The organism is Pseudomonas koreensis (assembly GCF_036668835.1).
GTDB classification, from domain to species: domain Bacteria; phylum Pseudomonadota; class Gammaproteobacteria; order Pseudomonadales; family Pseudomonadaceae; genus Aquipseudomonas; species Aquipseudomonas koreensis_I.
In genome coordinates, this window is record NZ_JAZEVW010000012.1 from 23,768 (window position 1) to 49,675 (window position 25,908).

The 25,908-nt window shown below is 61.0% G+C and carries 24 protein-coding genes; 11 read left to right on the forward strand and 13 right to left on the reverse strand.

The window, feature by feature from the left end; genetic code table 11:
* Positions 1-24 precede the first annotated feature (24 nt).
* Complete coding sequence (locus tag V6F91_RS24930) at positions 25-2,919, reverse strand: ribonucleoside-diphosphate reductase subunit alpha (RefSeq protein ID WP_208940140.1); 2,895 nt, start codon at positions 2,917-2,919, stop codon at positions 25-27.
* Positions 2,920-3,775: 856 nt separating this feature from the next.
* Here V6F91_RS24930 and V6F91_RS24935 point away from each other — a divergent pair.
* Entirely contained in the window at positions 3,776-4,498 is a 723-nt protein-coding gene (locus V6F91_RS24935) for a response regulator (protein ID WP_332769268.1), read from the forward strand.
* On the forward strand, positions 4,495-6,105 hold the full coding sequence (locus V6F91_RS24940) for an ATP-binding protein (RefSeq protein WP_332769179.1): 1,611 nt from the start codon (positions 4,495-4,497) through the stop codon (positions 6,103-6,105). The genes V6F91_RS24935 and V6F91_RS24940 overlap by 4 nt, the downstream gene beginning before the upstream one ends.
* Before the next feature lie 101 nt (positions 6,106-6,206).
* On the opposite strand, the gene V6F91_RS24945 is transcribed toward V6F91_RS24940, so the two are convergent.
* On the reverse strand, positions 6,207-6,932 hold the full coding sequence (locus V6F91_RS24945; RefSeq protein ID WP_332769181.1) for a 4'-phosphopantetheinyl transferase family protein: 726 nt from the start codon (positions 6,930-6,932) through the stop codon (positions 6,207-6,209).
* Positions 6,933-7,075: 143 nt separating this feature from the next.
* The gene (locus tag V6F91_RS24950) at positions 7,076-7,867 is read right to left on the reverse strand and encodes a dienelactone hydrolase family protein (protein WP_332769183.1); all 792 of its coding nucleotides are present in this window, start codon (positions 7,865-7,867) and stop codon (positions 7,076-7,078) included.
* A 142-nt stretch (positions 7,868-8,009) separates the two neighbouring features.
* On the opposite strand from V6F91_RS24950, the gene V6F91_RS24955 reads away from it, so the two are divergent.
* From V6F91_RS24955 to V6F91_RS24965, 3 genes are all read left to right on the forward strand, one after another.
* Positions 8,010-8,615 (forward strand): outer membrane beta-barrel protein, encoded by a 606-nt coding sequence (locus V6F91_RS24955; protein WP_090285344.1) that lies wholly within the window; start codon positions 8,010-8,012, stop codon positions 8,613-8,615.
* 149 nt (positions 8,616-8,764) lie between these two features.
* Positions 8,765-9,442, forward strand: coding sequence for a response regulator (locus tag V6F91_RS24960; protein ID WP_332769187.1), 678 nt, complete (start codon positions 8,765-8,767; stop codon positions 9,440-9,442).
* Positions 9,439-10,785 carry an ATP-binding protein gene (locus V6F91_RS24965; protein ID WP_332769189.1) on the forward strand — a complete coding sequence of 449 codons (1,347 nt, stop codon included), beginning with the start codon at positions 9,439-9,441 and terminating at the stop codon, positions 10,783-10,785. The genes V6F91_RS24960 and V6F91_RS24965 overlap by 4 nt, the downstream gene beginning before the upstream one ends.
* Before the next feature lie 168 nt (positions 10,786-10,953).
* Here V6F91_RS24965 and V6F91_RS24970 read toward each other — a convergent pair whose 3' ends face one another.
* Positions 10,954-11,952: an AraC family transcriptional regulator gene (locus tag V6F91_RS24970; RefSeq protein WP_332769191.1), complete on the reverse strand. Its 999-nt coding sequence runs from the start codon at positions 11,950-11,952 to the stop codon at positions 10,954-10,956.
* A 345-nt stretch (positions 11,953-12,297) separates the two neighbouring features.
* Here V6F91_RS24970 and V6F91_RS24975 point away from each other — a divergent pair, with 345 nt between their 5' ends.
* On the forward strand, positions 12,298-13,632 hold the full coding sequence (locus tag V6F91_RS24975; RefSeq protein ID WP_332769193.1) for a dicarboxylate/amino acid:cation symporter: 1,335 nt from the start codon (positions 12,298-12,300) through the stop codon (positions 13,630-13,632).
* Positions 13,633-13,777: 145 nt separating this feature from the next.
* Positions 13,778-14,959: a CaiB/BaiF CoA-transferase family protein gene (locus tag V6F91_RS24980; protein WP_332769195.1), complete on the forward strand. Its 1,182-nt coding sequence runs from the start codon at positions 13,778-13,780 to the stop codon at positions 14,957-14,959.
* 118 nt (positions 14,960-15,077) lie between these two features.
* Here V6F91_RS24980 and V6F91_RS24985 read toward each other — a convergent pair whose 3' ends face one another.
* Together V6F91_RS24985 and V6F91_RS24990 are read right to left on the reverse strand one after the other, a co-directional pair.
* Positions 15,078-15,572 carry a SprT family zinc-dependent metalloprotease gene (locus V6F91_RS24985; RefSeq protein WP_090285334.1) on the reverse strand — a complete coding sequence of 165 codons (495 nt, stop codon included), beginning with the start codon at positions 15,570-15,572 and terminating at the stop codon, positions 15,078-15,080.
* A gap of 130 nt (positions 15,573-15,702) precedes the next feature.
* Positions 15,703-16,305 carry a Yip1 family protein gene (locus V6F91_RS24990; protein ID WP_090285332.1) on the reverse strand — a complete coding sequence of 201 codons (603 nt, stop codon included), beginning with the start codon at positions 16,303-16,305 and terminating at the stop codon, positions 15,703-15,705.
* Positions 16,306-16,591: 286 nt separating this feature from the next.
* Here V6F91_RS24990 and ttcA point away from each other — a divergent pair, with 286 nt between their 5' ends.
* The gene (gene ttcA, locus V6F91_RS24995; protein WP_332769199.1) at positions 16,592-17,416 is read left to right on the forward strand and encodes a tRNA 2-thiocytidine(32) synthetase TtcA; all 825 of its coding nucleotides are present in this window, start codon (positions 16,592-16,594) and stop codon (positions 17,414-17,416) included.
* A 128-nt stretch (positions 17,417-17,544) separates the two neighbouring features.
* Entirely contained in the window at positions 17,545-18,219 is a 675-nt protein-coding gene (locus V6F91_RS25000) for a DNA-3-methyladenine glycosylase I (RefSeq protein ID WP_332769201.1), read from the forward strand.
* A gap of 85 nt (positions 18,220-18,304) precedes the next feature.
* Here the strand turns inward: V6F91_RS25000 and V6F91_RS25005 are convergent, their stop codons facing one another.
* From V6F91_RS25005 to arsC, 3 genes are read right to left on the reverse strand one after another with little or no spacing between them, the layout of a single operon-like run.
* Positions 18,305-18,730 (reverse strand): DUF2069 domain-containing protein, encoded by a 426-nt coding sequence (locus V6F91_RS25005; RefSeq protein ID WP_332769203.1) that lies wholly within the window; start codon positions 18,728-18,730, stop codon positions 18,305-18,307.
* Position 18,731: 1 nt separating this feature from the next.
* Positions 18,732-19,328 carry an NAD(P)H:quinone oxidoreductase gene (gene wrbA / locus V6F91_RS25010; RefSeq protein ID WP_090285324.1) on the reverse strand — a complete coding sequence of 199 codons (597 nt, stop codon included), beginning with the start codon at positions 19,326-19,328 and terminating at the stop codon, positions 18,732-18,734.
* The gene (arsC, locus tag V6F91_RS25015) at positions 19,325-19,678 is read right to left on the reverse strand and encodes an arsenate reductase (glutaredoxin) (protein WP_332769206.1); all 354 of its coding nucleotides are present in this window, start codon (positions 19,676-19,678) and stop codon (positions 19,325-19,327) included. The genes wrbA and arsC overlap by 4 nt, the downstream gene beginning before the upstream one ends.
* Before the next feature lie 113 nt (positions 19,679-19,791).
* Between arsC and V6F91_RS25020 the strand changes: the two genes are divergently transcribed.
* Positions 19,792-20,259: a TlpA disulfide reductase family protein gene (locus tag V6F91_RS25020; RefSeq protein WP_258448342.1), complete on the forward strand. Its 468-nt coding sequence runs from the start codon at positions 19,792-19,794 to the stop codon at positions 20,257-20,259.
* A gap of 206 nt (positions 20,260-20,465) precedes the next feature.
* On the opposite strand, the gene V6F91_RS25025 is transcribed toward V6F91_RS25020, so the two are convergent.
* On the reverse strand, positions 20,466-20,870 hold the full coding sequence (locus V6F91_RS25025) for an META domain-containing protein (protein ID WP_332769210.1): 405 nt from the start codon (positions 20,868-20,870) through the stop codon (positions 20,466-20,468).
* The gene (locus V6F91_RS25030) at positions 20,870-21,304 is read right to left on the reverse strand and encodes a hypothetical protein (protein WP_203419085.1); all 435 of its coding nucleotides are present in this window, start codon (positions 21,302-21,304) and stop codon (positions 20,870-20,872) included. The genes V6F91_RS25025 and V6F91_RS25030 overlap by 1 nt, the downstream gene beginning before the upstream one ends.
* Before the next feature lie 133 nt (positions 21,305-21,437).
* Between V6F91_RS25030 and V6F91_RS25035 the strand changes: the two genes are divergently transcribed.
* Positions 21,438-21,878, forward strand: coding sequence for a hypothetical protein (locus V6F91_RS25035; protein ID WP_332769214.1), 441 nt, complete (start codon positions 21,438-21,440; stop codon positions 21,876-21,878).
* A 10-nt stretch (positions 21,879-21,888) separates the two neighbouring features.
* On the opposite strand, the gene V6F91_RS25040 is transcribed toward V6F91_RS25035, so the two are convergent.
* Positions 21,889-22,878 (reverse strand): 2-hydroxyacid dehydrogenase, encoded by a 990-nt coding sequence (locus tag V6F91_RS25040; protein ID WP_332769216.1) that lies wholly within the window; start codon positions 22,876-22,878, stop codon positions 21,889-21,891.
* A gap of 80 nt (positions 22,879-22,958) precedes the next feature.
* The gene (locus V6F91_RS25045) at positions 22,959-25,712 is read right to left on the reverse strand and encodes a response regulator (RefSeq protein WP_332769270.1); all 2,754 of its coding nucleotides are present in this window, start codon (positions 25,710-25,712) and stop codon (positions 22,959-22,961) included.
* Between the last annotated feature and the right edge of the window lie 196 nt (positions 25,713-25,908).

The following is a 25,908-nucleotide window of genomic DNA, read 5'->3' on the forward strand; positions in this document are numbered from 1 at the left end:
TCGCAACGCCTGAGTCAGCTCAGCTTATTGGCAAGCTTCGCAATCCGGCTCGTCAATCGCGCAGGCCTTTGGCACTGGTGCCGGACCTGCCGGAGCGGCCAGGACCGAATCATCGCCGTGGTTGCCGCCGCTGGAAACAGCGTTCAGCTTGCCGGTGTTGATGGTCGACTTCTCGGTGCTGGTCGCGGCCAGGGCACGGAGGTAGTAGGTGGTTTTCAGACCACGGTACCAGGCCATGCGGTAGGTCACGTCGAGCTTCTTGCCCGAGGCGCCGGCGATGTACAGGTTCAGCGACTGGGCCTGGTCGATCCACTTCTGACGACGGCTGGCGGCGTCAACGATCCACTTGGTGTCCACTTCGAACGCGGTCGCGTAGAGCTCTTTGAGTTCTTGCGGGATGCGCTCGATCTGCTGAACCGAACCGTCGTAGTACTTCAGGTCGTTGATCATGACCGAGTCCCACAGGCCGCGCGCTTTCAGGTCACGAACCAGGTACGGGTTGATCACGGTGAACTCGCCCGACAGGTTCGATTTCACATACAGGTTCTGGTAGGTCGGTTCGATCGACTGCGATACGCCGGTGATGTTGGCGATGGTCGCGGTCGGTGCGATGGCCATGATGTTCGAGTTACGGATGCCTTTCTGCACACGGGCGCGAACCGGTGCCCAGTCCAGCGTTTCGTTCAGGTCGACATCGATGTACTTCTGGCCGCGCTGTTCGATCAGGATCTGTTGCGAATCCAGCGGCAGGATGCCCTTGGACCACAGCGAACCGTTGAACGTCTCGTACGCACCGCGCTCGTCGGCCAGGTCGCAGGAGGCCTGGATCGCGTAGTAGCTGACCGCTTCCATCGACTTGTCGGCGAACTCGACGGCCGCGTCGGAACCGTAAGGGATGTGCTGCAGGTACAAAGCGTCCTGGAAGCCCATGATGCCCAGACCGACCGGACGGTGGCGGAAGTTGGAGTTCTTCGCTTGCGGCACCGAGTAGTAGTTGATGTCGATCACGTTGTCGAGCATGCGCACGGCGGTGTTGACGGTGCGTTGCAGCTTGGCGGTATCGAGCTTGCCGTCGACGATGTGGTTCGGCAGGTTGATCGAGCCCAGGTTGCAAACGGCGATCTCGTCCTTGTTGGTGTTCAAGGTGATCTCGGTGCACAGGTTCGAGCTGTGGACCACGCCGACGTGCTGCTGCGGGCTGCGCAGGTTGCACGGGTCTTTGAAGGTCAGCCATGGATGGCCGGTTTCAAACAGCATGGACAGCATCTTGCGCCACAGGTCTTTGGCCTGGATGGTCTTGAACAGCTTGACCTTGCCGGGGTATTCGGTCAGCGCTTCGTAGTACTCATAGCGCTCTTCGAAGGCTTTACCGGTCAGGTCGTGCAGGTCCGGTACTTCGGATGGCGAGAACAGGGTCCACTTGCCGTCATCGAAGACGCGCTTCATGAACAGGTCAGGGATCCAGTTGGCGGTGTTCATGTCGTGGGTACGACGACGATCGTCACCGGTATTCTTGCGCAGCTCGATGAACTCTTCGATGTCCATGTGCCAGGTTTCCAGGTAGGCACACACAGCGCCTTTGCGCTTGCCACCCTGGTTCACGGCCACAGCCGTGTCGTTCACTACTTTGAGGAACGGCACGACGCCTTGCGACTTGCCGTTGGTGCCCTTGATGTACGAGCCCAGGGCACGCACCGGGGTCCAGTCGTTGCCCAGGCCACCGGCGAATTTCGACAGCATGGCGTTGTCGTGGATCGCGTGATAAATGCCCGACAGGTCATCCGGCACGGTGGTCAGGTAGCAGCTCGACAGCTGTGGACGCAGGGTACCGGCGTTGAACAGGGTCGGAGTCGACGCCATGTAGTCAAACGAGGACAGCAGGTTGTAGAACTCGATCGCACGGTCTTCTTTCTGCTTCTCTTCGATTGCAAGACCCATGGCCACGCGCATGAAGAAGATCTGCGGCAGTTCGAAACGCACGCCATCCTTGTGGATGAAGTAACGGTCGTACAGGGTCTGCAGGCCCAGGTAGGTGAATTGCTGATCGCGCTCGTGGTTGATCGCCTTGCCCAGTTTTTCCAGGTCGAAGGAGGCCAGCACAGGGTTCAGCAGTTCGAACTCGATACCTTTGGCGATGTAAGCCGGCAATGCCTTGGCGTACAGGTCGGCCATTTCGTGGTGAGTGGCGCTTTCGGCGACACCGAGGAAACCCAGGCCTTCGGCGCGCAGGGTGTCCATCAGCAGGCGGGCGGTGACGAACGAGTAGTTCGGCTCACGCTCGACCAGGGTACGTGCGGTCATGACCAGTGCGGTGTTGACGTCGGTCAGGGCCACGCCGTCGTAGAGGTTTTTCAGGGTCTCGCGCTGGATCAGGTCGCCGTCGACTTCTTCCAGGCCTTCGCAGGCTTCGGTGACGATGGTGTTCAGGCGGCCCATGTCCAGCGGCGCCAGGCTACCATCGGTGCGGGTGATGCGGATCGATGGGTGTGCGTTGACGGCGGCTTCGGCCGGCGCGTGGGCAGCGCGTTCTTTCGAACGACCGTCACGGTAGATCACGTAGTCACGGGCCACTTTCTGCTCGCCGGCACGCATCAGGGCCAGTTCGACCTGGTCCTGGATTTCTTCGATGTGGATGGTGCCGCCCGATGGCATGCGACGCTTGAAGGTTGCGGTGACCTGTTCGGTCAGGCGGGCCACGGTGTCATGGATTCGCGACGAAGCGGCAGCGGTGCCGCCCTCAACTGCGAGAAACGCTTTGGTGATAGCGACGGTGATCTTGTCATCGGTGTAAGGAACGACAGTGCCATTACGCTTGATCACGCGCAGCTGGCCAGGCGCGGTAGCTGCCAGATCCGAAGTCGAATCGGCGGCCTGCGGCAAGGTGCCCTGCGGGTTCTCGCGAGTTGTGTCGGTTTGCATGGGGGGTGGTCTCCACATTCTCTATGTTTGTTTGGCACCGTCATGGTGCTCACCGTTCTGTACCGAAGCACTGCAACCGACCAACGTCGGCAATTACCACTTCGGAACAGACGAAAAAGGCTGCAACGCCGCGTCCCTGCCGAAGTTCTGGCTGCGGGACAATGCCCGAAACCGGATTCCTTCCCGGGTGACAGTAATGACTGCAACACCCATACCGTTTTGTCCGCCTGGAACTAAAAAAACGGTGCCATCCGCAAGCGCGGTTTGGGCTTTGAAAAACTTGCTTCGTTCAACCGGAAACTCGCAATAAAGCGCTTGAGTTTCAGGTCTGAAATGTGGTTGGGCGCTTTAGGCAAAAACCCTACATGTAGGGTCTCTGTTTTCGCCGTGCTACAAGATAATGCGTTTTGAGGGGGCTTGCAACGTACGAGCTGTGGATAAGCCTGTGCGTAAATTGTGTAAGAAACAGGGAAAACGCGTGTAGGCCGCGAACCCGCTGAGCCAGACCGTTTGTCACTGTTTTTTTACCCGGAAAAAACGCTTCAGCGGTTTTTTAAGGGCGCGAACCCTACCACAATTTTTCGCCTGGTCCGAACGCATTTACCGACTTGTTTTCCGGATGATCGGCGTTTATACAAGCGCTGGGTGCGCAGGCATTCTTATCCTCCTCGAACATGACAAAAAGACGGGAGGATGGCGAAAAACCTGTAGGAGTGAGCCTGCTCGCGATAGCGTCTTTCCAGTCAGCACCCTTATTGGCTGATTCACCGCTATCGCGAGCAGGCTCACTCCTACAGGTCCCGTGTTAGTCATGAGATCCTCCATTATCAATAACAACAGCCAGCAGAGGTCACCGGTGGAGCAACAAGCCTTTGAGGTATTGATCGTCGAGGATGACCAGCGTCTGGCCGAGCTGACGCGTGACTACCTGCAAGCCAATGGATTGCGCGTGAATATCGAAGGCAATGGCGCGCTGGCGGCGGCGCGGATCATCAAGGAACAGCCGGATCTGGTCATCCTCGATCTGATGCTGCCCGGTGAAGACGGTCTGAGCATCTGTCGCAAGGTGCGCAGTCAGTACGACGGGCCGATTCTGATGCTCACCGCGCGCACCGACGACGCCGATCAGATTCAAGGGCTGGACCTTGGCGCCGACGATTACGTGTGCAAACCGGTGCGCCCGCGCTTGTTGCTGGCGCGAATCCAGGCCTTGCTACGACGCAGTGACAGCGCGGAGCCTGCCGCGGAAAAATCCCGCCGTCTGCAATTCGGGCCGTTGGTGGTCGACAACGCCTTGCGCGAGGCCTGGCTGAATGACCACGGCATCGAGCTGACCAGCGCCGAATTCGACCTGCTCTGGCTATTGGTCGCCAACGCCGGGCGCATCCTGTCCCGCGAAGAAATCTTCACCGCATTGCGCGGCATCGGCTACGACGGCCAGGACCGCTCGATCGATGTGCGCATTTCGCGGATCCGCCCGAAAATCGGCGACGACCCCGACCATCCGCGCCTGATCAAAACCATCCGCAGCAAAGGCTATCTGTTCGTTCCCGAAGCCTGCGTAGACCTTGCGTTGTGAACTCGATCTTTCTGCGCATCTATGGCGGGATGTGCGCCGCGCTGATTCTGGTCGCTGTGCTCGGCGTGCTGGCGCTGCACCTGCTCAATCAGGTGCGCAGCGAGCAATACCGCGAACGTTTGGCCCACGGCACGTTTTCGCTGATGGCCGACAATCTGCAACCGATGAACGAAACCGAGCGCCATCGCGCGCTGCTGGTGTGGGAGCGTTTGCTCGGCATCCCGCTGGCGCTGAAGAAATTTACCGAAACGGACCTCGATCTGACCCAGCGCACCCGAGTGCAGCGCGGGCAGGCGCTGGTCGAGCAGACCGGGCCGCATGCGGCCAGGGTCTATCGACTGGTCAGCGACAAGGAACAACTGGTGCTCACCGGTGAGGTGCAGCAAATCAGCGAGCAACTGGCGCGGGCGACAATCTATCTGCTGGCCGATGAACTGGTAAGGGTGCCGGTTGCCGAGCAGCCCAAACGTCTGGCGCAGATAAAGGAAGAGAAGGGCTTTGGGTTTGACTTGCGCCTGGTCACGGTGAACGACGCTGACATGGACGAGGACCAGAGCCGTCGCGTTTCGGAGGGCGACACGGTGATGGCGCTGGGCAAGGGCGGCGATTCGATCCGCGTGTTCGCCGGCATGGTCGGCACGCCGTGGGTGCTGGAAATCGGCCCGTTGTATCAGATGAACCCGTACCCGCCGGAATGGCTGGTGCTGATCGCCGCGCTGGGCCTGACCTTGATCGGGCTGATCGTGTATCTGCTGGTGCGCCAGCTCGAGCGGCGTCTGCGCGGTCTCGAAGCGGCGGCCACGCGCATCGCCAAGGGCAGCCTCGAAACCCGGGTGCCGGCGCGCGGTGCCGACTCGGTCGGGCGCCTGGCTTCGGCGTTCAATGGCATGGCCGAGCATCTGCAACAGTTGCTGGCGATCCAGCGCGAACTGGTGCGCGCGGTGTCACACGAATTGCGCACGCCGGTGGCGCGTTTGCGTTTCGGTCTGGAGATGATCGGCTCGGCGACCACGCCGCAAGCTTTGGAAAAGTACCGCGAAGGCATGGACCACGACATCGAGGACCTCGATAAGCTGGTCGATGAAATGCTCACCTATGCACGGCTGGAGCAAGGTTCGCCAGCATTGACCTTCCAGCGTGTCGACCTTGATGCGTTGGTCAATCAAGTGATCGAAGAGCTGGCGCCACTGCGCGCCGAAGTCACCGTGCAGCGCGGTTTGTGCCTGTCCGCCGCCGATAATGACGATGCCTGGGTCGAGGCCGAGCCGCGTTATCTGCACCGCGCCTTGCAGAATCTGGTGAGCAACGCCATGCGCCACGCCCGTGGCAATGTGACGGTGAGTTATCAGGTCGGGCAATTACGCTGCCGGGTCGATGTCGAGGATGACGGCCCGGGTGTGCCGGAAGTGGCCTGGGAGCGAATCTTCACGCCGTTCCTGCGCCTGGATGACAGCCGCACGCGGGCGTCGGGCGGGCATGGGCTGGGCTTGTCGATCGTGCGGCGAATCATTCACTGGCATGACGGCCGGGCGATCATCGGCAAGAGCAAGAGTCTGGGTGGGGCGTGTTTCAGTTTGAGCTGGCCGAGGAATCAGGAGCGCCGGTAGGTTGTGTGGTGGCCTTGATGCCGCCTTCGCGAGCAGGGGACTGCATTTCAAATGTGGGAGCGAGCCTGCTCGCGAAGGGGCGGGCCAGGCAATGCACATCTTCAGGCAGGAATGCTGACCAGGCTCAACACCTGTTCATCCAGCACCGCAAACTGCGCTTCCAGCTCCGTGCCGTTGCGCCATTCGCTGGACAAATCCGTCAGCAAGCGCAACCTCACCGCGCCAGCCTCGGTCCATTCCTGCACTTCGGCATGCTCGAAATAAAAGCGCTGCTGCACGATCGGGTACAGCGCCTTGAACAGGCTTTCCTTGACCGAAAACGTCAGTGTCACCCACAGCGCCCGCAAATCCTGCGAACCGGTGGCCATGCGCTGCATTTCCGCTGGCGTGAGAATTTCCCCGGCCAGACGCTCGGCGCGTTCATCGCTCAGCAGGTTTTCCAGATCCATGCCCAAGCCACGCCAGTGCTGCTTGTTGGCAACAATCGCTGCGGCGTGGCCGGTGCTGTGGGTGATCGAACCGCAAATGTGCGCCGGCCACACCGGTGCGCGATCTTCGCCGATCGCCGGGACCGCGCTGTTGCCTTGCAATTGTTGCAGCGCCGCCCGGGCGCAAATCCGCCCGGCGAGAAACTCGGCCTGACGCTTGGCTACCGAGCGTTGAATGCTCGGCGGCGCCACGATCGCGCTGCGCTGAAAATCATCAGCCAGCAATTGGGCCGGATCGAATTGCGTGCTGATCAGCACGGTGTCGGGCAACACGGTCGGCAACGGCCAATGGCTGTCGAGCGCGGTGCAGCAAGCGGGAAGGGCGGGGATGAAATTCATGGCGGGCATTTTGCCGGTTAGTCGAGGCAAGGTCGAGAACGGCGGTGCAGCCTGCGCGAGCAGGCTCGCTCCCCAACCGCCGCACAGATCATCCTTGTGGGAGCGAGCCAGCTCGCGATGGCCGCGCCTCGGTCATTGCCGGGTCAGATGAATATCTGCTTGAAAAACGCCTGCATGTCCGCCCAGGATTTTTCGTCTGCTGCCTTGTTGTAACCAATATCCGGGCCGCCATGCTCGCCATGGCTCAGGCGATCCGCATCCGGATTGCTGAAGCCATGCTTGGCGCCGTCAAGGCTGACGAATTTATAGTCGGCCCCGGCCTTGTCCATTTCCGCCTTGAACGCGGTAACGTTGTCGGCGGTGACCATGCTGTCCAGTGCACCGTGCTCGACCAGAATCTTCGCTTTGACGCTGCCGGGCGTTGCCGGGGTCTTGGTGGCCAGGGCGCCATGGAAACTCACCACACCCGCCAGCGGCACACCCTGACGCGCCGCGTTCAACACCACGGCACCGCCGAAGCAATAGCCGATCGCAGCGATTTTATCCGCGTCGGTCTGCGCTTGTTTCTTCAGCAGGTTCAGCCCTGCCTCGAAGCGTTTGCTGGCCGCCGCCGCATCCTGAGTCGCCGCCTGCATGAACGCCATCGCGTCTTTCGGGTGTTCGGTGTTTTTGCCGTCGCCGTACATATCGATCGCCATCGCGCTGTAGCCCAGCGCGGCGAGATCACGCGCGCGGCGCTTGGCGTAATCGTTCAGCCCCCACCATTCGTGAACCACGACGACACCGGGGCGCTTGCCTTTGATGGCGTCGTCATAGGCGTAGTAACCGATCAGTTTTGTACCGTCGGCGCTCTGGTAGGGGATTTCTTCGGTCTTGATCGCCGCCTGAGTGAGGCTACTGACGGCCAGCAAAGTGAGGGCAAGTAACACGCGCATGATCGGTCTCCTTCGCGAAAGTGGTCAGAACAGCCTAGTCGATTTGATTCAGGTCAGGTTCAGAGACGGTTCAGGGCCGGTACAGGGGGCGCTCAGTACTCTTGCGCCATACCCCAACAGCACTGTGCAAGAGGAACTACCCATGACTCGTTTGAACAAACTGTTGCTGGCTTTGAGCGTCATGAGCGCCAGTATCGCGGCCCAGGCCGACACGTCTTCGAACTTCGCCGGCCTGACCTTCGGCCAGACCAGTGACAAGATCGACAAGTCCCGCTCCTTGAACAACAACCTCGATCACCCGAACGCCACCGGTGCCATCGACGGCAACAACACCTACGGCGTGCGCCTCGGTCAGCAAAACAGCCAGGGCCGCTACTACGCCACTTACGACAACGTGTCGGGCTCGCACAATGGCATTAAACTGCGCCAGGAAAATCTGCTGGGCAGCTACGATCTGTTCTACCCGGTGGGCGGCAGCACCAAACTGTTCGGCGGCGCCACGGCCGGTCTGACCAAGCTGACTCAGGACTCGCCAGGCTACAGCCGCGACAGTGACATCGGTTACGCCGTCGGCGGTCAGCTCGGTGTGTTGCAGCAAGTCTCGCAGAACACCTCCGTCGAACTCGGTTACCGTTACCTGCGCAGCAACGCCAGCACCGAGATGAAAGAGAGCGGCGGCAGCAAGCAGGGCTCGCTGGACTTGACCAGCAGTGCACAGACTTACCTGTCGGCCAACTACTATTTCTAAGGAGCGATTTGTCCCGGGACCCTGTGGGAGCGAGCTTGCTCGCGAAAGCGATCTTTCATTCAACATCATCGTTGACTGAATAACCGCATTCGCGAGCAAGCTCGCTCCCCCAGTTGGATGTGGATGTTTCGAGTGATCTGGAGAGTTTTATGAAACTGTTGGTCGTCGAAGATGAAGCGCTGTTGCGCCATCACCTGCAAACCCGCCTCACTGAGAGCGGTCATGTGGTCGAGTCCGTGGCCAATGCCGAGGAGGCGCTGTATCAGACCGGCCAGTACAACTTCGACCTGGCGGTGATCGACCTCGGCCTGCCGGGCATGGGCGGGCTCGACCTGATCCGCCAGTTGCGCTCGGGCGGCAAGAGCTTCCCGATCCTCATTCTTACCGCGCGCGGCAACTGGCAGGATAAGGTCGAAGGCCTGGCCGCCGGTGCCGACGATTACGTGGTCAAGCCTTTCCAGTTCGAAGAGCTCGACGCACGCCTCAACGCATTGTTGCGGCGCTCCAGCGGGTTCACCCAGTCGACCATCGTTGCCGGGCCGTTGTTGCTCGACCTCAATCGCAAACAGGCCAGCCTCGACGAACAACCGCTGGCGCTGACCGCCTACGAATACCGGATTCTGGAATACCTGATGCGCCACCACCAGCAGGTGGTGCCCAAGGATCGCCTGATGGAACAGCTCTACCCGGACGACGACGAACGCGATCCGAACGTGATCGAAGTGCTGGTCGGCCGTCTGCGCCGCAAGCTCGAAGGCCCGGCCGGGTTCAAGCCGATCGACACCGTGCGCGGCCTCGGCTATCTGTTCAATGAGCGCTGCACTTGATCCGTTCTCTTCGCGTACGTTTGATGCTCGCCGCCACCACGTTGGCGGTGTTGTTCATGCTCGCCTTGCTCCCGGCGATGCAGGGCGCGTTCAGCCTGGCCTTGCAGGATTCGATCGAGCAACGCCTGGCGTCCGACGTCACCACGTTGATCTCCGCCGCACGGGTGGAAAATGGTCATTTGGTGATGCCTTCGCAGTTGCCGGACGAGCGCTTCAATCTCACGGACTTCCGCTTGCTTGGCTACATCTACGATCGCGAAGGGCGTCTGGTCTGGCGCTCGAAGGCCACTCAGGAAGAACAGATCAACTACAAACCGCGCTATGACGGCCTCGGCAACGAATTCGCGCGGATTCGCGAAAGCAATGGTCAGGAGTTCTTCGTTTACGACGTTGAAGTGAAATTGCTCGGCGGCAAAAGCGCCGCGTTCAGCATCGTCGCCCTGCAACCGGTGCGCGAATACGAAACCACCCTCGAAGGCCTGCGCGAAAATCTCTATCTGGGCTTTGGCGCGGCATTACTGGTGTTGCTGGCGCTGCTGTGGATCGGCCTGACCTGGGGTCTCAAGGCCTTGCGCCGCCTCAGCCAGGAGCTCGACGAAATCGAGGGCGGCACCCGCGAGAGCCTGACCGAAAAACATCCACGCGAACTGCTGCGCCTGACCGGCTCGCTCAACCGCTTGCTGCTCAGCGAACGTCAGCAGCGCAGCCGCTACCGCGACTCACTGGATGACTTGGCCCACAGCCTGAAAACCCCGCTGGCGGTATTGCAAGGGGTCAGCGAAGACATGGCCCAGCGCCCGGAAAAGCGCGATCAGGCGTGGGTGCTGCAAAGTCAGATCGAACGCATGAGCCAGCAGATCAGCTATCAGCTGCAACGGGCGAGCCTGCGCAAAAGCGGTCTGGTGCGCCATCAGGTGCGCTTGCAACCAGTGCTCAAGAGCCTGTGCGACACGCTGGACAAGGTCTATCGCGACAAACATGTGCGCGTGACCTTTGATCTGCCGGAACATTGCTACGTGCCGATCGAGCAGGGCGCCTTGCTGGAAATGCTCGGCAACCTGCTGGAAAACGCCTATCGCCTGTGTCTGGGCGAAGTGCGCATCAGCGTGCGCGAGTCACTGGCCGGGGTCGAGCTGTGCGTCGAGGACGACGGCCCCGGCGTGCCGCCGGATCAGCGCGCGCGGATTCTGGAGCGCGGTGAGCGTCTGGATGCGCAACATCCGGGGCAGGGCATTGGGCTGGCGGTGGTCAAGGACATCATCGAAAGCTACAACGCCCGGCTGGCGCTGGGCGACTCGCCGATGGGCGGAGCGGCGTTCAGGATTCACTTTCCGGCGGTGTGAATGGAGCTTGCCCTCACCCTAACCCTCTCCCAGGGGTAGAGGGGACTGACCGAAGTGTCTGGCGAAAATCATCGACCTGGGCGATGGCTGCGCATTCGGATTCAATCCCCAATCAGTCCCCTCTCCCTTTGGGAGAGGGCAAGGGTGAGGGGCCTTTGATTTTTCCACTTATAACTCCCGCGCCCGATAAGCCCCCGGCGTCAGCCCCGTCCACTTCTTGAACGCCCGGTGAAACGCCGACGGCTCAGAGAATCCCAACTGCTCGGCAATCTGCTGCAACGACAGATCCGCGCGCCCCAGGTGGTAGATGGCGATATCCCGCCGCAGTTGGTCTTTCAACTCCTGAAAACTGGTGCCTTCCTCGCGCAAATGCCGGCGCAAGGTCTGCGGGCTGATGTGCAAGTGCGTCGCCACCGCGTCGAGGTCCGGCCAGTTGCTGCTGTCGCGGCTGAGCAAGCGGCGCAGGCGACTGCTCAGGCTGTCGCCGTCGTCCGGGCGTGAAAGCAGGTCCGCCGGTGAGCGTTCGAGGAAATGCTTGAGCGTGCGCTCGTCCTGCAACAACGGCATCGACAGGTAGCGGCTGTGAAACAGCAGGCTGCTGTATTCGGCACCGAAGCTCTGCGGGCAAGGGAACAGCAAGTCATATTCAGCGCCATGGCCGGGGCGTGGGTAGCTGAAAGTCGCCTGTTCGAGGCGAATCCGCTGGCCGATCAACCAACTGCCGAGGCGATGCCAGATCACCAGCAGGCTTTCAGTGAGAAAGTGATCCGGATCCCACAACCGCGCGTCATCGAGATTCAAACGCACCCATTCGTCTTCGCGACTCAACGTCAGCCGTGGCGCGTCCGGGAACAGGCTGTAAAACAGCAGGCCGCGCTGCAGCGCCTTCTCCAGATTGCGGCAGTGAATCGAGGCGTGGCACATCATGGCGAAACTGCCGGGCTTGCTCGGTGCGTTGCCAAATCCGAGGTATTCGTCATCCAGCGCCAGCCACAGGCCCTGGATCAAACGGGCGAATTGTTCCGGTGCGAGGCGCGCACGTGGTTCTTCAAGCAGTTCCGGGTTGATCCCCAACTGTTCGAGCAGGCCTGAATAATCAAAGCCTTGGCGGCGCGCGCCGCCGAGGGCGGCACGGGCGAAATGACTGGCGATGGTGCGTTCACGCATGAGCGGCAGATCCTGTTCAGGCGACCGATGGTAGCGGCGAGCCCAATGCGCAACAAGGCGGATTTCCGCCAAATTGCAGGACGAGGGTGGGCTAGTTGGCGGAAATCCGCCATGCACAGGTCACCGCTCGGTGACATGAACATCTCCCTGAGCCCTGATATCAAAAGGCTGGCTGCCCATCGCACCAATCTGGCACGGCGTTTGCGATACAAGCGACAGAAGCGTGCATTTATCCCGTAGGAAAACGCCGCTCCAACAACAAATCCCTCCAGTGCAGGAGGGTTCGCAATTAAGGTTTCGTGTCCAACAGATGGATGTTGTCGCGGGACGCTTGAGGAAACTGCAATGACGACTCGTCAGCCACTGTATAAATCCCTGTATTTCCAGGTGATCGTTGCCATCGCCATCGGCATCCTGCTCGGTCACTTCTACCCACAGACCGGTGTGGCGCTCAAGCCGCTGGGTGACGGGTTCATCAAGCTGATCAAAATGGTCATCGCCCCGATCATCTTCTGTACCGTTGTCAGCGGCATCGCCGGCATGCAGAACATGAAATCGGTGGGCAAGACCGGCGGCTACGCGCTGCTGTACTTCGAAATCGTTTCGACCATTGCCCTGCTGATCGGTCTGGTCGTGGTCAACGTCGTGCAACCGGGCGCCGGCATGCACATCGACGTCACCACCCTCGACGCTTCGAAAATCGCCACCTACGTGACGGCCAGTAAAGACCAGAGCATCGTCGGCTTCCTCCTCAACGTGATCCCGAACACCATCGTCGGCGCCTTCGCCACCGGTGACATCCTGCAAGTGCTGATGTTCTCGGTGATCTTCGGCTACGCCCTGCATCGCCTGGGTTCGTACGGTCGTCCGCTGCTGGACATGATCGATCGCTTCGCCCACGTGATGTTCAACATCATCAACATGATCATGAAACTGGCACCGCTGGGTGCCTTCGGTGCGATGGCCTTCACCATCGGTGCCTACGGTGTCGGCTCGCTGGTGCAACTGGGCCAGTTGATGATCTGCTTCTACATCACCTGCGTGCTGTTCGTGGTCGTGGTGCTGGGTGCGATCTGCCGTGCTCACGGTTTCAGCGTGTTCAAGCTGGTGCGTTACATCCGTGAAGAGCTGTTGATTGTGTTGGGCACGTCCTCGTCGGAATCGGCGCTGCCACGCATGCTGATCAAGATGGAGCGTCTGGGCGCGAAGAAATCGGTTGTCGGTCTGGTGATCCCGACCGGTTACTCGTTCAACCTCGACGGTACTTCGATCTACCTGACCATGGCTGCGGTGTTCATCGCTCAGGCGACCGACACGCACATGGACATCACTCACCAGATCACCCTGCTGCTGGTACTGCTGCTGTCCTCCAAAGGCGCAGCCGGTGTGACCGGTTCGGGCTTCATCGTGCTGGCTGCCACTCTGTCGGCAGTTGGGCACTTGCCGGTGGCCGGTCTGGCGCTGATCCTCGGTATCGACCGCTTCATGTCCGAAGCCCGCGCACTGACCAACCTGGTTGGTAACGCTGTAGCGACCATCGTGGTTGCCAAGTGGGTCAAGGAGCTGGACACCGACCAACTGCAAGCCGAACTGGCTTCGGGTGGTCGCGGTATCGCCGATACCCGTCCTGAAGACGACCTGGGAGTGGCTGAAGGCGCAACCCCAAGCAGTGTGAAATAAGCATCGCTTGCCTGGAAAAACCCGCTTCGGCGGGTTTTTTCATGCCTGCGTTTTGAGCGCAACGGTCATACCCGCTGACATTTTCGGTGATTGCCGCAGCGCTGATCGCTGCCTAGGCTGAGTGCATCGACCAAGGAGTTCACCCATGTCCGCACCGCTGGCCTCACTGAAGGTTCTCGATTTCTCGACGCTGCTGCCGGGGCCGTTCGCCTCGTTATTGCTGGCGGACATGGGCGCCGAGGTGCTGCGCATCGAATCACCGACGCGCCTGGATCTGCTGCGCGTATTGCCGCCGCACGATGGCGGCGTGTCAGCCAGCCACGCCTACCTGAACCGCAACAAGCGCAGCCTCGCGCTGGACTTGAAACAGCCGGCGGCGCTGGAAATCATTCGCGGGTTATTGAACGAGTACGACATCGTCCTCGAACAGTTCCGCCCCGGTGTGATGGAGCGTCTGGGCCTGGGTTATGAGGCGCTGAAAGCGCTCAATCCGCGATTGATCTACGTGTCGATCAGCGGTTATGGCCAGACCGGGCCCTATAAGGACCGCGCCGGCCACGACATCAATTATCTGGCGCTGGCGGGGCTGGCCAGCTACACCGGACGCGCCGACAGCGGGCCGCTGCCGTTGGGCATGCAAGTGGCGGATATCGCCGGTGGCTCGCTGCACGGGGTGATCGGCCTGCTCGCAGCGGTCATCGCCCGCCAGCAAACCGGGCAGGGCACGCATGTCGATGTGAGCATGACCGACTGCGCGTTCAGCCTGAACGCCATGGCCGGCGCCGGTTATCTGGCCTGCGAAGATGAGCCGGGGCGCGAAGATCAGATGCTCAATGGCGGCAGCTTTTACGACTATTACCGCACGCGGGACGGGCGCTGGATGTCGGTCGGCAGTCTGGAGCCGGCATTCATGCAAGCCTTGTGTGCAGCGCTGGGCCGACCGGAACTGGCGGCGCAGGGCTTGTCACCCAAAGCTGAACAACAGCAGGCGCTGAAGGAGGCGTTGCGGGTTGAATTTGAAAAGCATGATTTTGCGCAGTTGTGCGAGTTGTTCTCCGGGGTCGATGCGTGTGTCGAGCCGGTGTTGAGCCTCGGTGAGGCTGTACGTCATCCGCAGTTGCAAGCACGCGAACTGGTGACGCAAGTGCCGCGTGGGGAGGGTACGGCGCAGGCGCAGATGGCCTGTCCGTTGAAGTTTTCTGCAGCGTTGCCGGCGCCGCGGCATGTGGGGGCGGCGCTGGGGCAGCATACGGATGAGGTGCTGAGGGAGTTGGGGTTTAGTGCTGAGCGGATTGCGGGGCTGCGTTCCGCCAAGGTGATTCTCTAGTGTTTGTGCCGGCCCTTTCGCGAGCAGGCTCGCTCCCACAATGGATCCGCGACATTCACGAAAACCCTGTGGGAGCGAGCCTGCTCGCGATGGGGCCAGTCGATACACTGCAAAACTGTCATTCCACCCGCATCTCACCACTGAACACCAGCGTGGTGCGGCAGCGCCGGCAGAAATACCGTCGCCCCTGTCGCACCAGGCTATGGCGCTGCGCGGTAAACGGGAAATCGCTCTCGGGACACGGGCATTTATAGATGTAGCGGGTCACGCTGCGGCGTTTGACTTCATAGGTGTGGCAGCGATCCGGCGGCAGTTCGTATACGCCACGCATGATCAATTGCCATTCTTCGCCATGGGGCTGGATGCGGTCGCCGAACAGTTGATGAGCGATCAGATGCGCTACTTCGTGGGCCACGGTCTGCTTGAGGAAGTGTTCAGTGTTTTCCCGATAGAGCTGTGGATTGAAGCGCAGCTTGTTTTCGTGCAGATGCGCGACGCCGGCTTTCTGCCCGCGCAGCTTGAGGCTGACGACGGGGCGTTTGAAGGAACGTTTGAAAAAGGATTCAGCGAGTTGGTAACAATCTTCGACGCGGGTATTGAGTTGCTCGGGCATGCTTGATGGATCTCCAGAGACGCCGAGTATGCCGCAACCCCGGGCGCTTGCGAATCGCCGAGCTGCCGAATGGTCATCGCCCAAATGGCAAGGCCGCCTTGCGGCGGCCTCGCTCACCCGGCGAATATCGTCAGTTGGTGTACACCGGGCCAACGCCCAGGCCCCAGACGATCACGGTAAACGCCATGATCGCCACCAGCACCACCAGGCCCACCGCCAGCACTGAGCTGGAAAACAGGAAACCTTCGTCCGGAGGAATGTTCATGAATGTCGGCAAGCCCACATACAGCAGGTACACCGTGTAGCAGATGGCCGCCGTGCCGACGATCATCCCCAGCCACATGTGCGGATACAGCGCTGCAAGCCCGCCGACGAACAGCGGCGTCGCGGTGTAAGTGGCGAAGGCCACGCAACGGGCCAGACTGGGGTTGGCGTCATACGTGCGTGCCATCCAGTGGACAAAGGCGCCCATCACCGCAACGCCACCGAGCATCGCCAGGTACGACATGATCGTCATCCACAGCGCACTTTCAAACGTGAGCATCACCGGCGCGCGGTTGCCGATCACCCAGCCGACCTGGGTGGTGCCGATAAACGCCGAGACGGCGGGGATCGCCGCCAGAATCAGCGTATGCGTGAGGTACATGTGGCTGATGCTTTCCTCTTGGTCGCCACGGATTTCCTTCCATTCCTGATCGGGGTGGGTAAACAGTCCCACTACGTGATGGATCATGCCATTCACTCCTCTTGATATTGCCATCGCCCCCCAACGGAGCGCCTACGGGCCAGGCGGCCGAGCAAATACAGGTCTTCAGACGTATGCGACCTTATGTCGCAGTATAGAAAGGACTGAACCGCACCGGTATCAGGGGCTTAGAGCAAATCGCGCTGTAAACCGGGCGGATAATCGCCTCGGGGTCTGTGTGAAGTGCACTGTGGCGACCGACAACCCGTCCCCACAGCGACGGGGTTTTTGCGTAAAATGCCGGCCTTTCGTCACACCTCACGGATTTCGCGTCATGGGCACTCTTACGGTCAACCAGAACAAACTGCAAAAGCGCCTGCGCCGCCTGGCCGGCGAAGCAGTCGCCGATTTCAACATGATCGAAGACGGCGACAAGGTCATGGTCTGCCTGTCCGGGGGCAAGGACAGCTACACCATGCTTGACGTGCTGCTGCACCTGCAGAAGGTTGCACCGATCAAGTTCGAGATCGTCGCGGTGAACATGGACCAGAAACAGCCGGGCTTTCCCGAGCATGTGCTGCCGGCCTATTTGAAAGAACTGGGCGTCGAGTACCACGTCGTCGAAAAAGACACCTACTCGGTGGTCAAGGAGCTGATTCCGGAAGGCAAGACCACCTGCTCGCTGTGCTCGCGCCTGCGTCGCGGCACGCTGTACACCTTTGCCGATGAAATCGGCGCGACCAAAATGGCCCTCGGTCATCACCGCGACGACATCGTCGAGACGTTCTTCCTCAACATGTTCTTCAACGGCAGCCTCAAGGCCATGCCGCCGAAGCTGCGCGCCGATGACGGGCGCAACGTGGTGATTCGTCCGCTGGCGTACTGCAACGAGAAGGACATTCAGGCCTACTCGGACTTAAAGCAATTCCCGATCATCCCGTGCAACCTCTGCGGTTCGCAGGAAAACCTGCAGCGTCAGGTGGTCAAGGAAATGCTTCAGGACTGGGAGCGCAAGACCCCGGGGCGCACCGAGAGCATTTTCCGCAGTCTGCAGAACGTCATCCCGTCGCAACTGGCCGACCGTAACCTGTTCGACTTCACCAGCCTGAAGATCGACGAGCGCGCGGCGTCGCGCTTCGTCAACGTCGTAAACCTTTAATTAAAACCTGTAGGAGTGAGCCTGCTCGCGATAGCGGTCTGTCAGATATTTTGATATCGACTGACACAGCGCCATCGCGAGCAGGCTCACTCCTACAATGGATTTTCTTTCAATTCCCGGGAGAGGGCATGCGCGATTACAAGTGGCTGCACGAATACTGTCTGAACCGTTTCGGTTCGGCGGCTGCACTGGAAGCCCATCTGCCTGTTCCGAAAACTCCTGCACAATTGCGCAAGATCAGCGACGACCGCTACCTCTCGACCATGGCGCTGCGGGTCTTTCGTGCCGGCCTCAAGCACAGTCTGGTCGACGCGAAATGGCCGGCCTTCGAAGAAGTGTTCTTCAAGTTCGATCCGGAAAAAGTCGTGCTGATGAGCGCCGAGCACCTTGAGCGCCTGATGCAGGACGCACGGATCATCCGCCACCTTGGCAAGCTGAAAAGCGTGCCGCGCAATGCGCAGTTCATTCTCGATGTGGAACAGGACAAGGGCAGCTTCGGTGCGCTGATCGCCGAGTGGCCGGTGACCGATATCGTCGGCCTGTGGACCTACCTGAAAAAGCACGGCCATCAATTGGGCGGGCTGTCGGCGCCGCGTTTTTTGCGCATGGTTGGCAAGGACACTTTTGTGCCGAGCTATGACGTGGTGGCGGCGTTGAATGCACAGAAGATCGTCGACAAGGTACCGACCAGCCTGCGCGATCTGGCGACGGTGCAGAACGCGTTCAATCAGTGGCACGAACAGAGCGGCGGGCGGCCGATGAGCCAGATTTCGATGATGCTCGCCTACACCGTGAACCATTAAGACCGCGTCGCTGCATTCGCGAGCAGGCTCGCTCCCACAAGAGAATGCATTTCAAATGTGTGAGCCTGCTCGCGAAAGCGGTTTTTCAGGCGACGGCGATTTCGCTTTCGCCCGCCAGCTTGCGATTGAGCTGATAACGCCAGCGCACATACAGCAGTGCCGAGCAGAACAGCGCCAGGCTCGCCGCCATTTCCAGCAGACCAAACCACTGCCGGTTCGGGTCATACGCCGCCAGTGCGCCTTTGATGAAATACAGATTCACCACAAAACACATCCATGAATGGCCACGGGCGCTGCCCATGATCATCGCCGGAGCGAGCACCAGCCACGGGATCAGTTCGACCAGCAGAATCACCCACGGTCGCGCGCCGTGCAGGTCGGCGAACCACAGGTAATACGCCGCGAGCAGGCCGGCGAGGGCGAAAAAGCTCAGCAGGCTGAGCACCCGCATCGCCTTCACCCGCGGTTCCAGCCACTCGATTGAGGGCAGGATCTTCGGCTTCCTCGCCATCTCAGCCCACCAGTTTCTGTGCGGTTTTCGCCAGACGCAGACCGAGGGCGCGGCACAGCGCCACTTCATGCTGATCGAGACCGCTCTTGCCATCGGCGCCGGCATGATGGCTGGCACCGTAAGGCGTACCGCCGCCCTCGGTTTCCAGCAGCGCCGATTCGCTGTACGGCAGGCCGGTGATCAGCATGCCGTGGTGCAGCAGCGGCAGCATCATCGACAGCAGGGTGGTTTCCTGACCGCCATGCAGGCTGGCGGTGGAGGTGAACACGCCGGCCGGTTTACCGACCAGAGCGCCGGTCAGCCAAAGGTTGCTGGTGCCGTCGAGAAAATATTTCAGCGGGGCGGCCATGTTGCCGAATCGCGTTGGGCTGCCCAATGCCAGACCGGCGCAGTTTTTCAGGTCATCGAGTGTCGCGTAGAGCGCGCCTTCTGCGGGGATGTCCGGGGCCACGGCTTCGCACTCGGTGGAAATCGCCGGCACCGTGCGCAGTCGCGCCTCCAGCCCGGCCTGCTCGACACCGCGAGCGATCTGCCGGGCCATCTCGTTGGTCGAGCCGCTGCGGCTGTAATACAAAACCAGAATGTACGGTGCGCTCACGGCAGCAACTCCAGAATGTTTTCCGGTGGACGGCCGATGACCGCTTTGTCGCCGACCTCAAGGATCGGCCGTTCCATCAGTTTCGGATGCGCAGCGATGGCGTCGATCAATTGTGCTTCGCTGAGGCTTTCATCCGCGAGCTGAAGCATTTTGTATTCATCTTCGCCACTGCGCAGCAAATGCCGTGCGCTGATCCCGAGCTTGCCGAGCAGCGCCTTGATTTGCGCCGCATTCAACGGGGTTTCGAGGTAGCGCACCACGGTTGGCGTCAGGCCGCGGGCTTCGAGCAGTTCCAGCGCACCGCGGGATTTCGAGCAGCGCGGATTGTGATAAAGCGTCAGATCGGTCATGGCGGGTCGCTTCTGGCGTAAAGTGGCGGCTATTCTAACTGTGCAGCGCGCAATCCAGAACCGTCAGAGGCGATGGGTCGCAGGCGCCTTCGAATTTTCTCAAGGAACACGACATGACACGGCGATTGGCAGCGGCATTGACGGTAATCGGGGCGTTGATGCTGGGGGGCTGCGGCAATGACTACGGGATCGACCAGAACGGCCAGAAGGTCGCATCCGAGCGTCTCGACAAACACTGGGTGGTGCTCAACTACTGGGCCGAATGGTGCGGCCCGTGCCGCACGGAGATTCCTGAACTCAATCACCTGGCTGACGAACTCAAGAGCAAGAACGTGGGGGTGTTTGGCGTCAACTTCGACAACGTGCAAGGCGCGGAGCTGAAAGAGGCCAGTGAAAAACTGGGGATCAAGTTCACCGTGCTGGCGCAGGATCCGGCAGAGCTGTTCGAATTGCCGCGCAGTGAGGCATTGCCGGTGACTTACATCATCGACGACAAGGGCAAGGTGCGGGAGCAGTTGCTGGGTGAGCAGACGGCAGCGGGGGTGATGGCCAAACTCGAGGCGTTGCAGGCGACGAAGTAAGCCGCCAGAAGCCCCTCACCCCAGCCCTCTCCCGGGGGGAGAGGGGGCCGACCGAGGTGTCTGGCGAATTACATCGACCTGAGACACCGAGTCGATTATGGATTCACCAGATAACGTTCATGTCGGCGCCAATCCTGAGCATCCCCCTATCAGTTCCCTCTCCCCTTGGGAGAGGGCCAGGGTGAGGGCTTTGGCAGTCTTGAGGCTCAACCCTCTTCCAGCCACCAGCGCAACGGCTTGCCTTCGGCCGGCCAGAAACGCATCTGCTCGATCGGCGAGATGTCCCAGCGCTCGACCTTTTCCAGCGCCTGCAAAAACCGTTTTTCCTGCTCCATCAACGCCGGGGCGCAGAGTTTGCGGGTCTTGCCGATCTTGCCGAACGACAGCTTGTCGCCCTCCAGCGTGTACGGCGCGAACCAATGGTTGCAGCCGCCGTTGCCGTAGGCGCGGCCATCGTCGCCGAGCGTCACGGTCAGATGGCTGTAATCCATCAGCGGGCGCTCGCCGATCCATTCCAGAATGTAGCTGCGGTTGTGTTGCAATTGCACAGGCTCGGCGGCGCAACCCGCCAGACCGATACCGACCAGAGCGGCCAGGGCAAAGCGTTTCATCACGCGGGCTCCTGGCATTTCGGGCACAGGTGCTTGTCGCCCACGGCTTGCCAGCCCAGCTCGGCGATGCGCGCGGTAGCGGCGGGTTTTTCTGCGGTCTTGCCGAGTTTGGCGTCGACCGCGAATTCAAAACTCAGCGCTTTGCCGCAGCTGTCGCAGTTGACCTGCCAGGTGTGGATCGCCAGTTCGCCGAACAGCGGGCCGGTGGTCATCGCGGTCCATTGGCCCGGCGGGTTGATCAGGTGGCGGACGGTGTCGACGGTCAGGCGCATGGACAAATCCTTGCTGCCTTTGAGGGTCACCAGCAGGACATCACCGATGCGGATCGAGCCACCGTTGCCGGTGACCTGATAGCGGCCCGGTACGAGGGCGCGGCATTCGGTGAGGGTGTGTTGCGGGTTCATCAGGGTGTAGCGGAAATCGTGTTCGACCATGGGTCCTCCAAATATGCGCGACATGCTAGCACGGGCTCGATTGCAGAATGATGCGCGCATGCGACCTTCGATCCGGTTCAAATCAGGCAGCACTCATGGCAAACTGCCGGCCCCGAATCTGAAGGAACGGAACATGGCGCTGATCGAATGTTATGAATGCAAGCGGAGCATCAGTTCCGAAGCGCTGGTGTGCATTCATTGTGGGGCGCCGATGGCCGAACACGCCGCCATGCAGGCGAAACCGGCAGCCAGCTCGACGATTTCCTTTGGCAGCCTGCCACGTAACAAAGCCGTGCCCGAAGTATCGATTGCGCCGACGCCCGAGCCGTTACCCAAGGTGATGCCGGCCGCGGCCGGACGGCGCCGTCGTCAGCAGGCCGAGCAAGCGCTTGAACAGACCGCCAACCCTGACGGCAGCCGCCCGGTGGAAGGCTGGCTGAAGATCATGGTGTTTCTGCTGCCGATGGTGTTTGTCTGGTTTCTGCTGCGCAACGGCCATTCGGCGAAACAGCGGCTGTTCGGTTTCGGCTGGCTGGCCTTGCTGATCCTGGCGTCTTCGCTGTCGCCGAAGTAACCGGCCCGGCCTAACCTTCGACCTGGTTCTGCGGCGTGCCTGCCGCCCAGGTCGCGATGTTGTGCAGCGTTGTCGAGGCAATCGCACCCAGTGCCTCGCGCGTCAGAAAGGCCTGATGCGCGGTGACGATAACGTTGGGAAACGTCAGCAAGCGTGCCAGCACATCGTCCTGCAAGGGCAGGTCCGAGCGGTCCTCGAAAAACAGCTGCGCCTCTTCTTCATACACATCCAGCCCCAGATAACCGAGTTGACCGTCCTTCAGCGCGTCGATCAGCGCCGGTGTGTCGACCAGACCGCCGCGCCCGGTATTGATCAGCATGGCGCCGGGCTGCATATGCGCCAGCGAATCATGGTTGATCAGGTGCTTGCTCTGCTCATTGAGCGGGCAATGCAGGCTGATGATCCGCGACTGCGCGAGCAGTTCCGGCAGGCTCAGATAACACGCGCCCAAAGCGAGCACGTCGGGATTCGGATACGGGTCGTAAGCGAGCAATTCACAGCCGAAGCCGTGCATGATTTTCGCAAACGTCGCGCCGATCTGCCCGGTGCCGACAATCCCTACGGTTTTGCCCACCAGATCGAAACCGGTCAGGCCATGCAAGCTGAAATCGCCTTCGCGGGTGCGGTTATAGGCACGGTGCAAGCGTCGGTTCAGGGCGAGGATCAGCGCCACCGCATGTTCGGCAACCGCATGCGGCGAATACGCCGGCACTCGCACCACGGCCAGTCCGAGGCGTTTGGCAGCGATCAGGTCGACATGGTTGTAACCCGCCGAACGCAAGGCGATCAGGCGTGTGCCGCCGGCGGCCAAACGTTCCAGCACCGCCGCGCTGAGGTCGTCATTGATGAATGCGCAAACCACCTCATGCGTATCAGCCAGTGCCACTGTGTCGAGACTCAGCCGGGCCGGCTGGAAGTGCAGCTCAATCCCCGCCGGGCAGTCGGCGCCAAGGAAACTGTCGCGGTCGTAGGTCTGGCTGCTGAAAACGATGGTGCGCATGCAATCCTCCTTGAACATCGACAGGGTGAATCATCGGCAGTCACTGTAGCGCTGACCACGCTGCCGGGTATTGCCGTGGATCAGGCGCTGATCTTCGCCTGCGCCGCGAGTCGGTTGATCGCCCGTTCCAGTTCATCCAGCGCCAGAGTGGCTTTCGGGTCGTCCTGTTTGAGCAGGGTTTCGCTGCGCTGGCAGGCCGCACGCAATTGCGGCACACCACAGTAACGGGTGGCGCCGTGCAGGCGATGCACGCGTTCAAGCAGCGCGTTCTGATCGTGGCTGTCGCGAGCGGCGCGGATGGCTTCGCGGTCGGCTTCCAGCGAGGCAAGCAGCATTGCCAGCATGTCCGCAGCCAGGTCGGCCTTGCCGGCGGCCAGACGCAAACCTTCTTCGTGATCGAGCACCGGCAATTCATTGCTCTTCGCAGCGCTGTCGCTGCCGCGCTCCGGCGCTTGATTGCGCAGGGCCAGACCGGTCCATTTCAGCACCACCTGCGCCAGTTGCCGTTCGCTGATCGGTTTGGTCAGGTAGTCGTCCATGCCGCTTTGCAGCAGCGCGCGTTTTTCATTGGCCATGGCGTGGGCGGTGAGGGCGACAATCGGCAACGGCGTGCTGTGCCGCTCGCTTTCCCATTGACGGATCGCTTCGGTGCTCTGGCGACCGTCCATACCCGGCATCTGCACGTCCATCAGCACCAGATCGAACGATTCAGTCTGCACCGCTTTGACCGCCGCATAGCCGCTTTCCACCGCAAGGACCTTGGCGCCCATGTCTTCGAGCAGCGTTTGCACCAGCAGCAGGTTGGCCGGGTTGTCGTCGACACACAGCACTTTCGGCGCCCGGCTCGACAGCGGTTCGCCCGGTTCATGACGTGGCTGGCGCGGGTTGACCAGATCGGACAAGGCCCGTCGCAGTTTGCGCGTGCACGCCGGTTTGGCTTGCAACTGGCTGTGCGGGTTCGGCACCGACAGATGAAACAGGGTCTGCTCGGTGGTCGGGCACAGCACCAGCACCTTGCAGCCGAGGTGTTCGAGGTCCCAGATATGCTGGTTCAAGCGCTCGGGCAGCATGTCGTTGCTGGTGATGCCGATGACCGCCAGATCGATCGCCTGATCGGTCTGGTGCGCGCCGGTGACGCCGTTGGTCAGGCTTTCGAGGGTATTGAACGGGGTGACATCGAGGCCGCAATCTTCCAGTTGATGTTGCAGGGCCTGACGCGCCAGTTCATGGTTTTCCAGCACTGCGACGCGACGTCCGAGCAGGGGCGCGGCGGGCATGTCTTCGGCGTCGTCGCGGGTTTTCGGCAGGCTCAGGCTGATCCAGAATTCCGAACCTTCGCCCGGCGTGCTGTCGACGCCGATCTCGCCACCCATCTGCTCGATCAAACGTTTGGAAATCACCAGTCCCAAACCCGTCCCGCCGGGTTGGCGCGACAGCGAGTTGTCAGCCTGGCTGAAGGCCTGGAACAACGCGCGCACGTCCTGATTGGACAAGCCGATACCGGTGTCCTGAATGCTGATGCGCAGTTGCACGCTGTCTTCGTGTTCGTCCTCAAGCATGGCCCTGGCGACGATGGTGCCTTCGCGGGTGAACTTGATTGCGTTGCTGACCAGGTTGGTGAGGATCTGCTTGAGCCGCAGCGGATCGCCGACCAGCGATAGTGGCGTGTCGCGGTAGACCAGACTGACCAGTTCCAGCTGCTTGGCGTGCGCCGCCGGGGCAAGAATGGTCAGGGTGTCCTGAAGCAGATCGCGCAGGTTGAACGGAATATGGTCGAGCACCAGTTTGCCGGCCTCGATTTTCGAGAAATCGAGAATCTCGTTGATGATCCCCAGCAGGCTGTCGGCGGATTTTTCGATGGTGCCCAGATAATCGAGCTGGCGCGGGGTCAGTTCGCTTTTCTGCAATAAATGAGTGAAGCCGAGAATGCCGTTGAGCGGCGTGCGGATCTCGTGGCTCATGTTGGCGAGGAATTCCGATTTGATCCGACTCGCCTCCAGCGCCTCTTTGCGCGCCAGGTCCAGCTCGATGTTCTGGATCTCGATGGTTTCCAGATTCTGCCGCACGTCCTCGGTGGCCTGATCGACACTGTGCTGCAATTCTTCGCGGGCATTTTGCAGGGTGCCGGCCATGCGGTTGATGCCCGAGGCCAGTTCATCCAGCTCCTGACTGCCGAGCGGCGGCAGGCGGGTTTCCAGATGACCGTCCTTGAGCTGGGCGACAGCTTGTTTGATCTGCCCGAGCGGGCGATTGATCGTGCGGCCCATGCGCAACGCCAGCAGCGCCGCGCCGACCAGCCCGGCGGCAATCAGCAGCAAGCTGGCGAACAGGCTGCGATAGCCGCGCAGCAACATGCCGTTGTGCGACAGCTCCAGCTCGACCCAGCCGAGCAGGCGGTCGGACTCTTCCGGGATCAGCTCGCCAGCAAGATTGCGGTGTTTGCCGAACACCGGCATCAGATAGCGTGTGGCGTCATTGCCGCTGCGCCGTTGCAGTTGCGAGCTGTCGCCGCTTGGCGCCTGATTGAGCATGGTCGGGCCGGCGTGGGCAAGTGGCGAGCGATCCGCGGCGAGGAATGTCACCGCGCGCACGTCGGGTTGTTCCAGCGATTGCGTGGCGATGCGTTCAAGCAGTTCGTTGTTGCCGTGGCCCATGGCCGGCGCGACCAGTGGCGCCAGTTGCTCGGCGATCATTTCGCCGCGCTGCATCAATTGGGTCTGCAGGTCGGACTGCTGCGTCCAGGTGAAATACCCGCCCAGCACCAGCGCCATCAGGCTGGTCGGCAACAAGGTCAGCAACAATACCCGACCTTTGATCCCCAGTTTCTTGAGCACGCCTGTCTCCTGCATCCCGCTGATCTGTTGACTCATGCGTGCATCCGGCACGCGACATGGGCGCAGTGTAGCGATTTGCTCGCGGGCAATCTTCGGAAAAATGTGTGCGCGATCGCGACGCCCGCACAGGCGCGTTGGTCTGGTGGCCGATCCTTGAGTTGCCGCGGGCCCGGCAATCTTGAATAATCGCGCTCAA

Coding starts and splice junctions, on each gene's coding strand:
- V6F91_RS24930 (WP_208940140.1), bottom strand. CDS start 2,919: ATGCAAACCGACACAACTCGCGAGAACCCGCAGGGCACCTTGCCGCAG.
- V6F91_RS24945 (WP_332769181.1), bottom strand. CDS start 6,932: ATGAATTTCATCCCCGCCCTTCCCGCTTGCTGCACCGCGCTCGACAGC.
- V6F91_RS24950 (WP_332769183.1), bottom strand. CDS start 7,867: ATGCGCGTGTTACTTGCCCTCACTTTGCTGGCCGTCAGTAGCCTCACT.
- V6F91_RS24955 (WP_090285344.1), top strand. CDS start 8,010: ATGACTCGTTTGAACAAACTGTTGCTGGCTTTGAGCGTCATGAGCGCC.
- V6F91_RS24960 (WP_332769187.1), top strand. CDS start 8,765: ATGAAACTGTTGGTCGTCGAAGATGAAGCGCTGTTGCGCCATCACCTG.
- V6F91_RS24970 (WP_332769191.1), bottom strand. CDS start 11,952: ATGCGTGAACGCACCATCGCCAGTCATTTCGCCCGTGCCGCCCTCGGC.
- V6F91_RS24975 (WP_332769193.1), top strand. CDS start 12,298: ATGACGACTCGTCAGCCACTGTATAAATCCCTGTATTTCCAGGTGATC.
- V6F91_RS24980 (WP_332769195.1), top strand. CDS start 13,778: ATGTCCGCACCGCTGGCCTCACTGAAGGTTCTCGATTTCTCGACGCTG.
- V6F91_RS24985 (WP_090285334.1), bottom strand. CDS start 15,572: ATGCCCGAGCAACTCAATACCCGCGTCGAAGATTGTTACCAACTCGCT.
- V6F91_RS24990 (WP_090285332.1), bottom strand. CDS start 16,305: ATGATCCATCACGTAGTGGGACTGTTTACCCACCCCGATCAGGAATGG.
- ttcA (WP_332769199.1), top strand. CDS start 16,592: ATGGGCACTCTTACGGTCAACCAGAACAAACTGCAAAAGCGCCTGCGC.
- V6F91_RS25000 (WP_332769201.1), top strand. CDS start 17,545: ATGCGCGATTACAAGTGGCTGCACGAATACTGTCTGAACCGTTTCGGT.
- V6F91_RS25005 (WP_332769203.1), bottom strand. CDS start 18,730: ATGGCGAGGAAGCCGAAGATCCTGCCCTCAATCGAGTGGCTGGAACCG.
- arsC (WP_332769206.1), bottom strand. CDS start 19,678: ATGACCGATCTGACGCTTTATCACAATCCGCGCTGCTCGAAATCCCGC.
- V6F91_RS25020 (WP_258448342.1), top strand. CDS start 19,792: ATGACACGGCGATTGGCAGCGGCATTGACGGTAATCGGGGCGTTGATG.
- V6F91_RS25025 (WP_332769210.1), bottom strand. CDS start 20,870: ATGAAACGCTTTGCCCTGGCCGCTCTGGTCGGTATCGGTCTGGCGGGT.
- V6F91_RS25030 (WP_203419085.1), bottom strand. CDS start 21,304: ATGGTCGAACACGATTTCCGCTACACCCTGATGAACCCGCAACACACC.
- V6F91_RS25035 (WP_332769214.1), top strand. CDS start 21,438: ATGGCGCTGATCGAATGTTATGAATGCAAGCGGAGCATCAGTTCCGAA.
- V6F91_RS25040 (WP_332769216.1), bottom strand. CDS start 22,878: ATGCGCACCATCGTTTTCAGCAGCCAGACCTACGACCGCGACAGTTTC.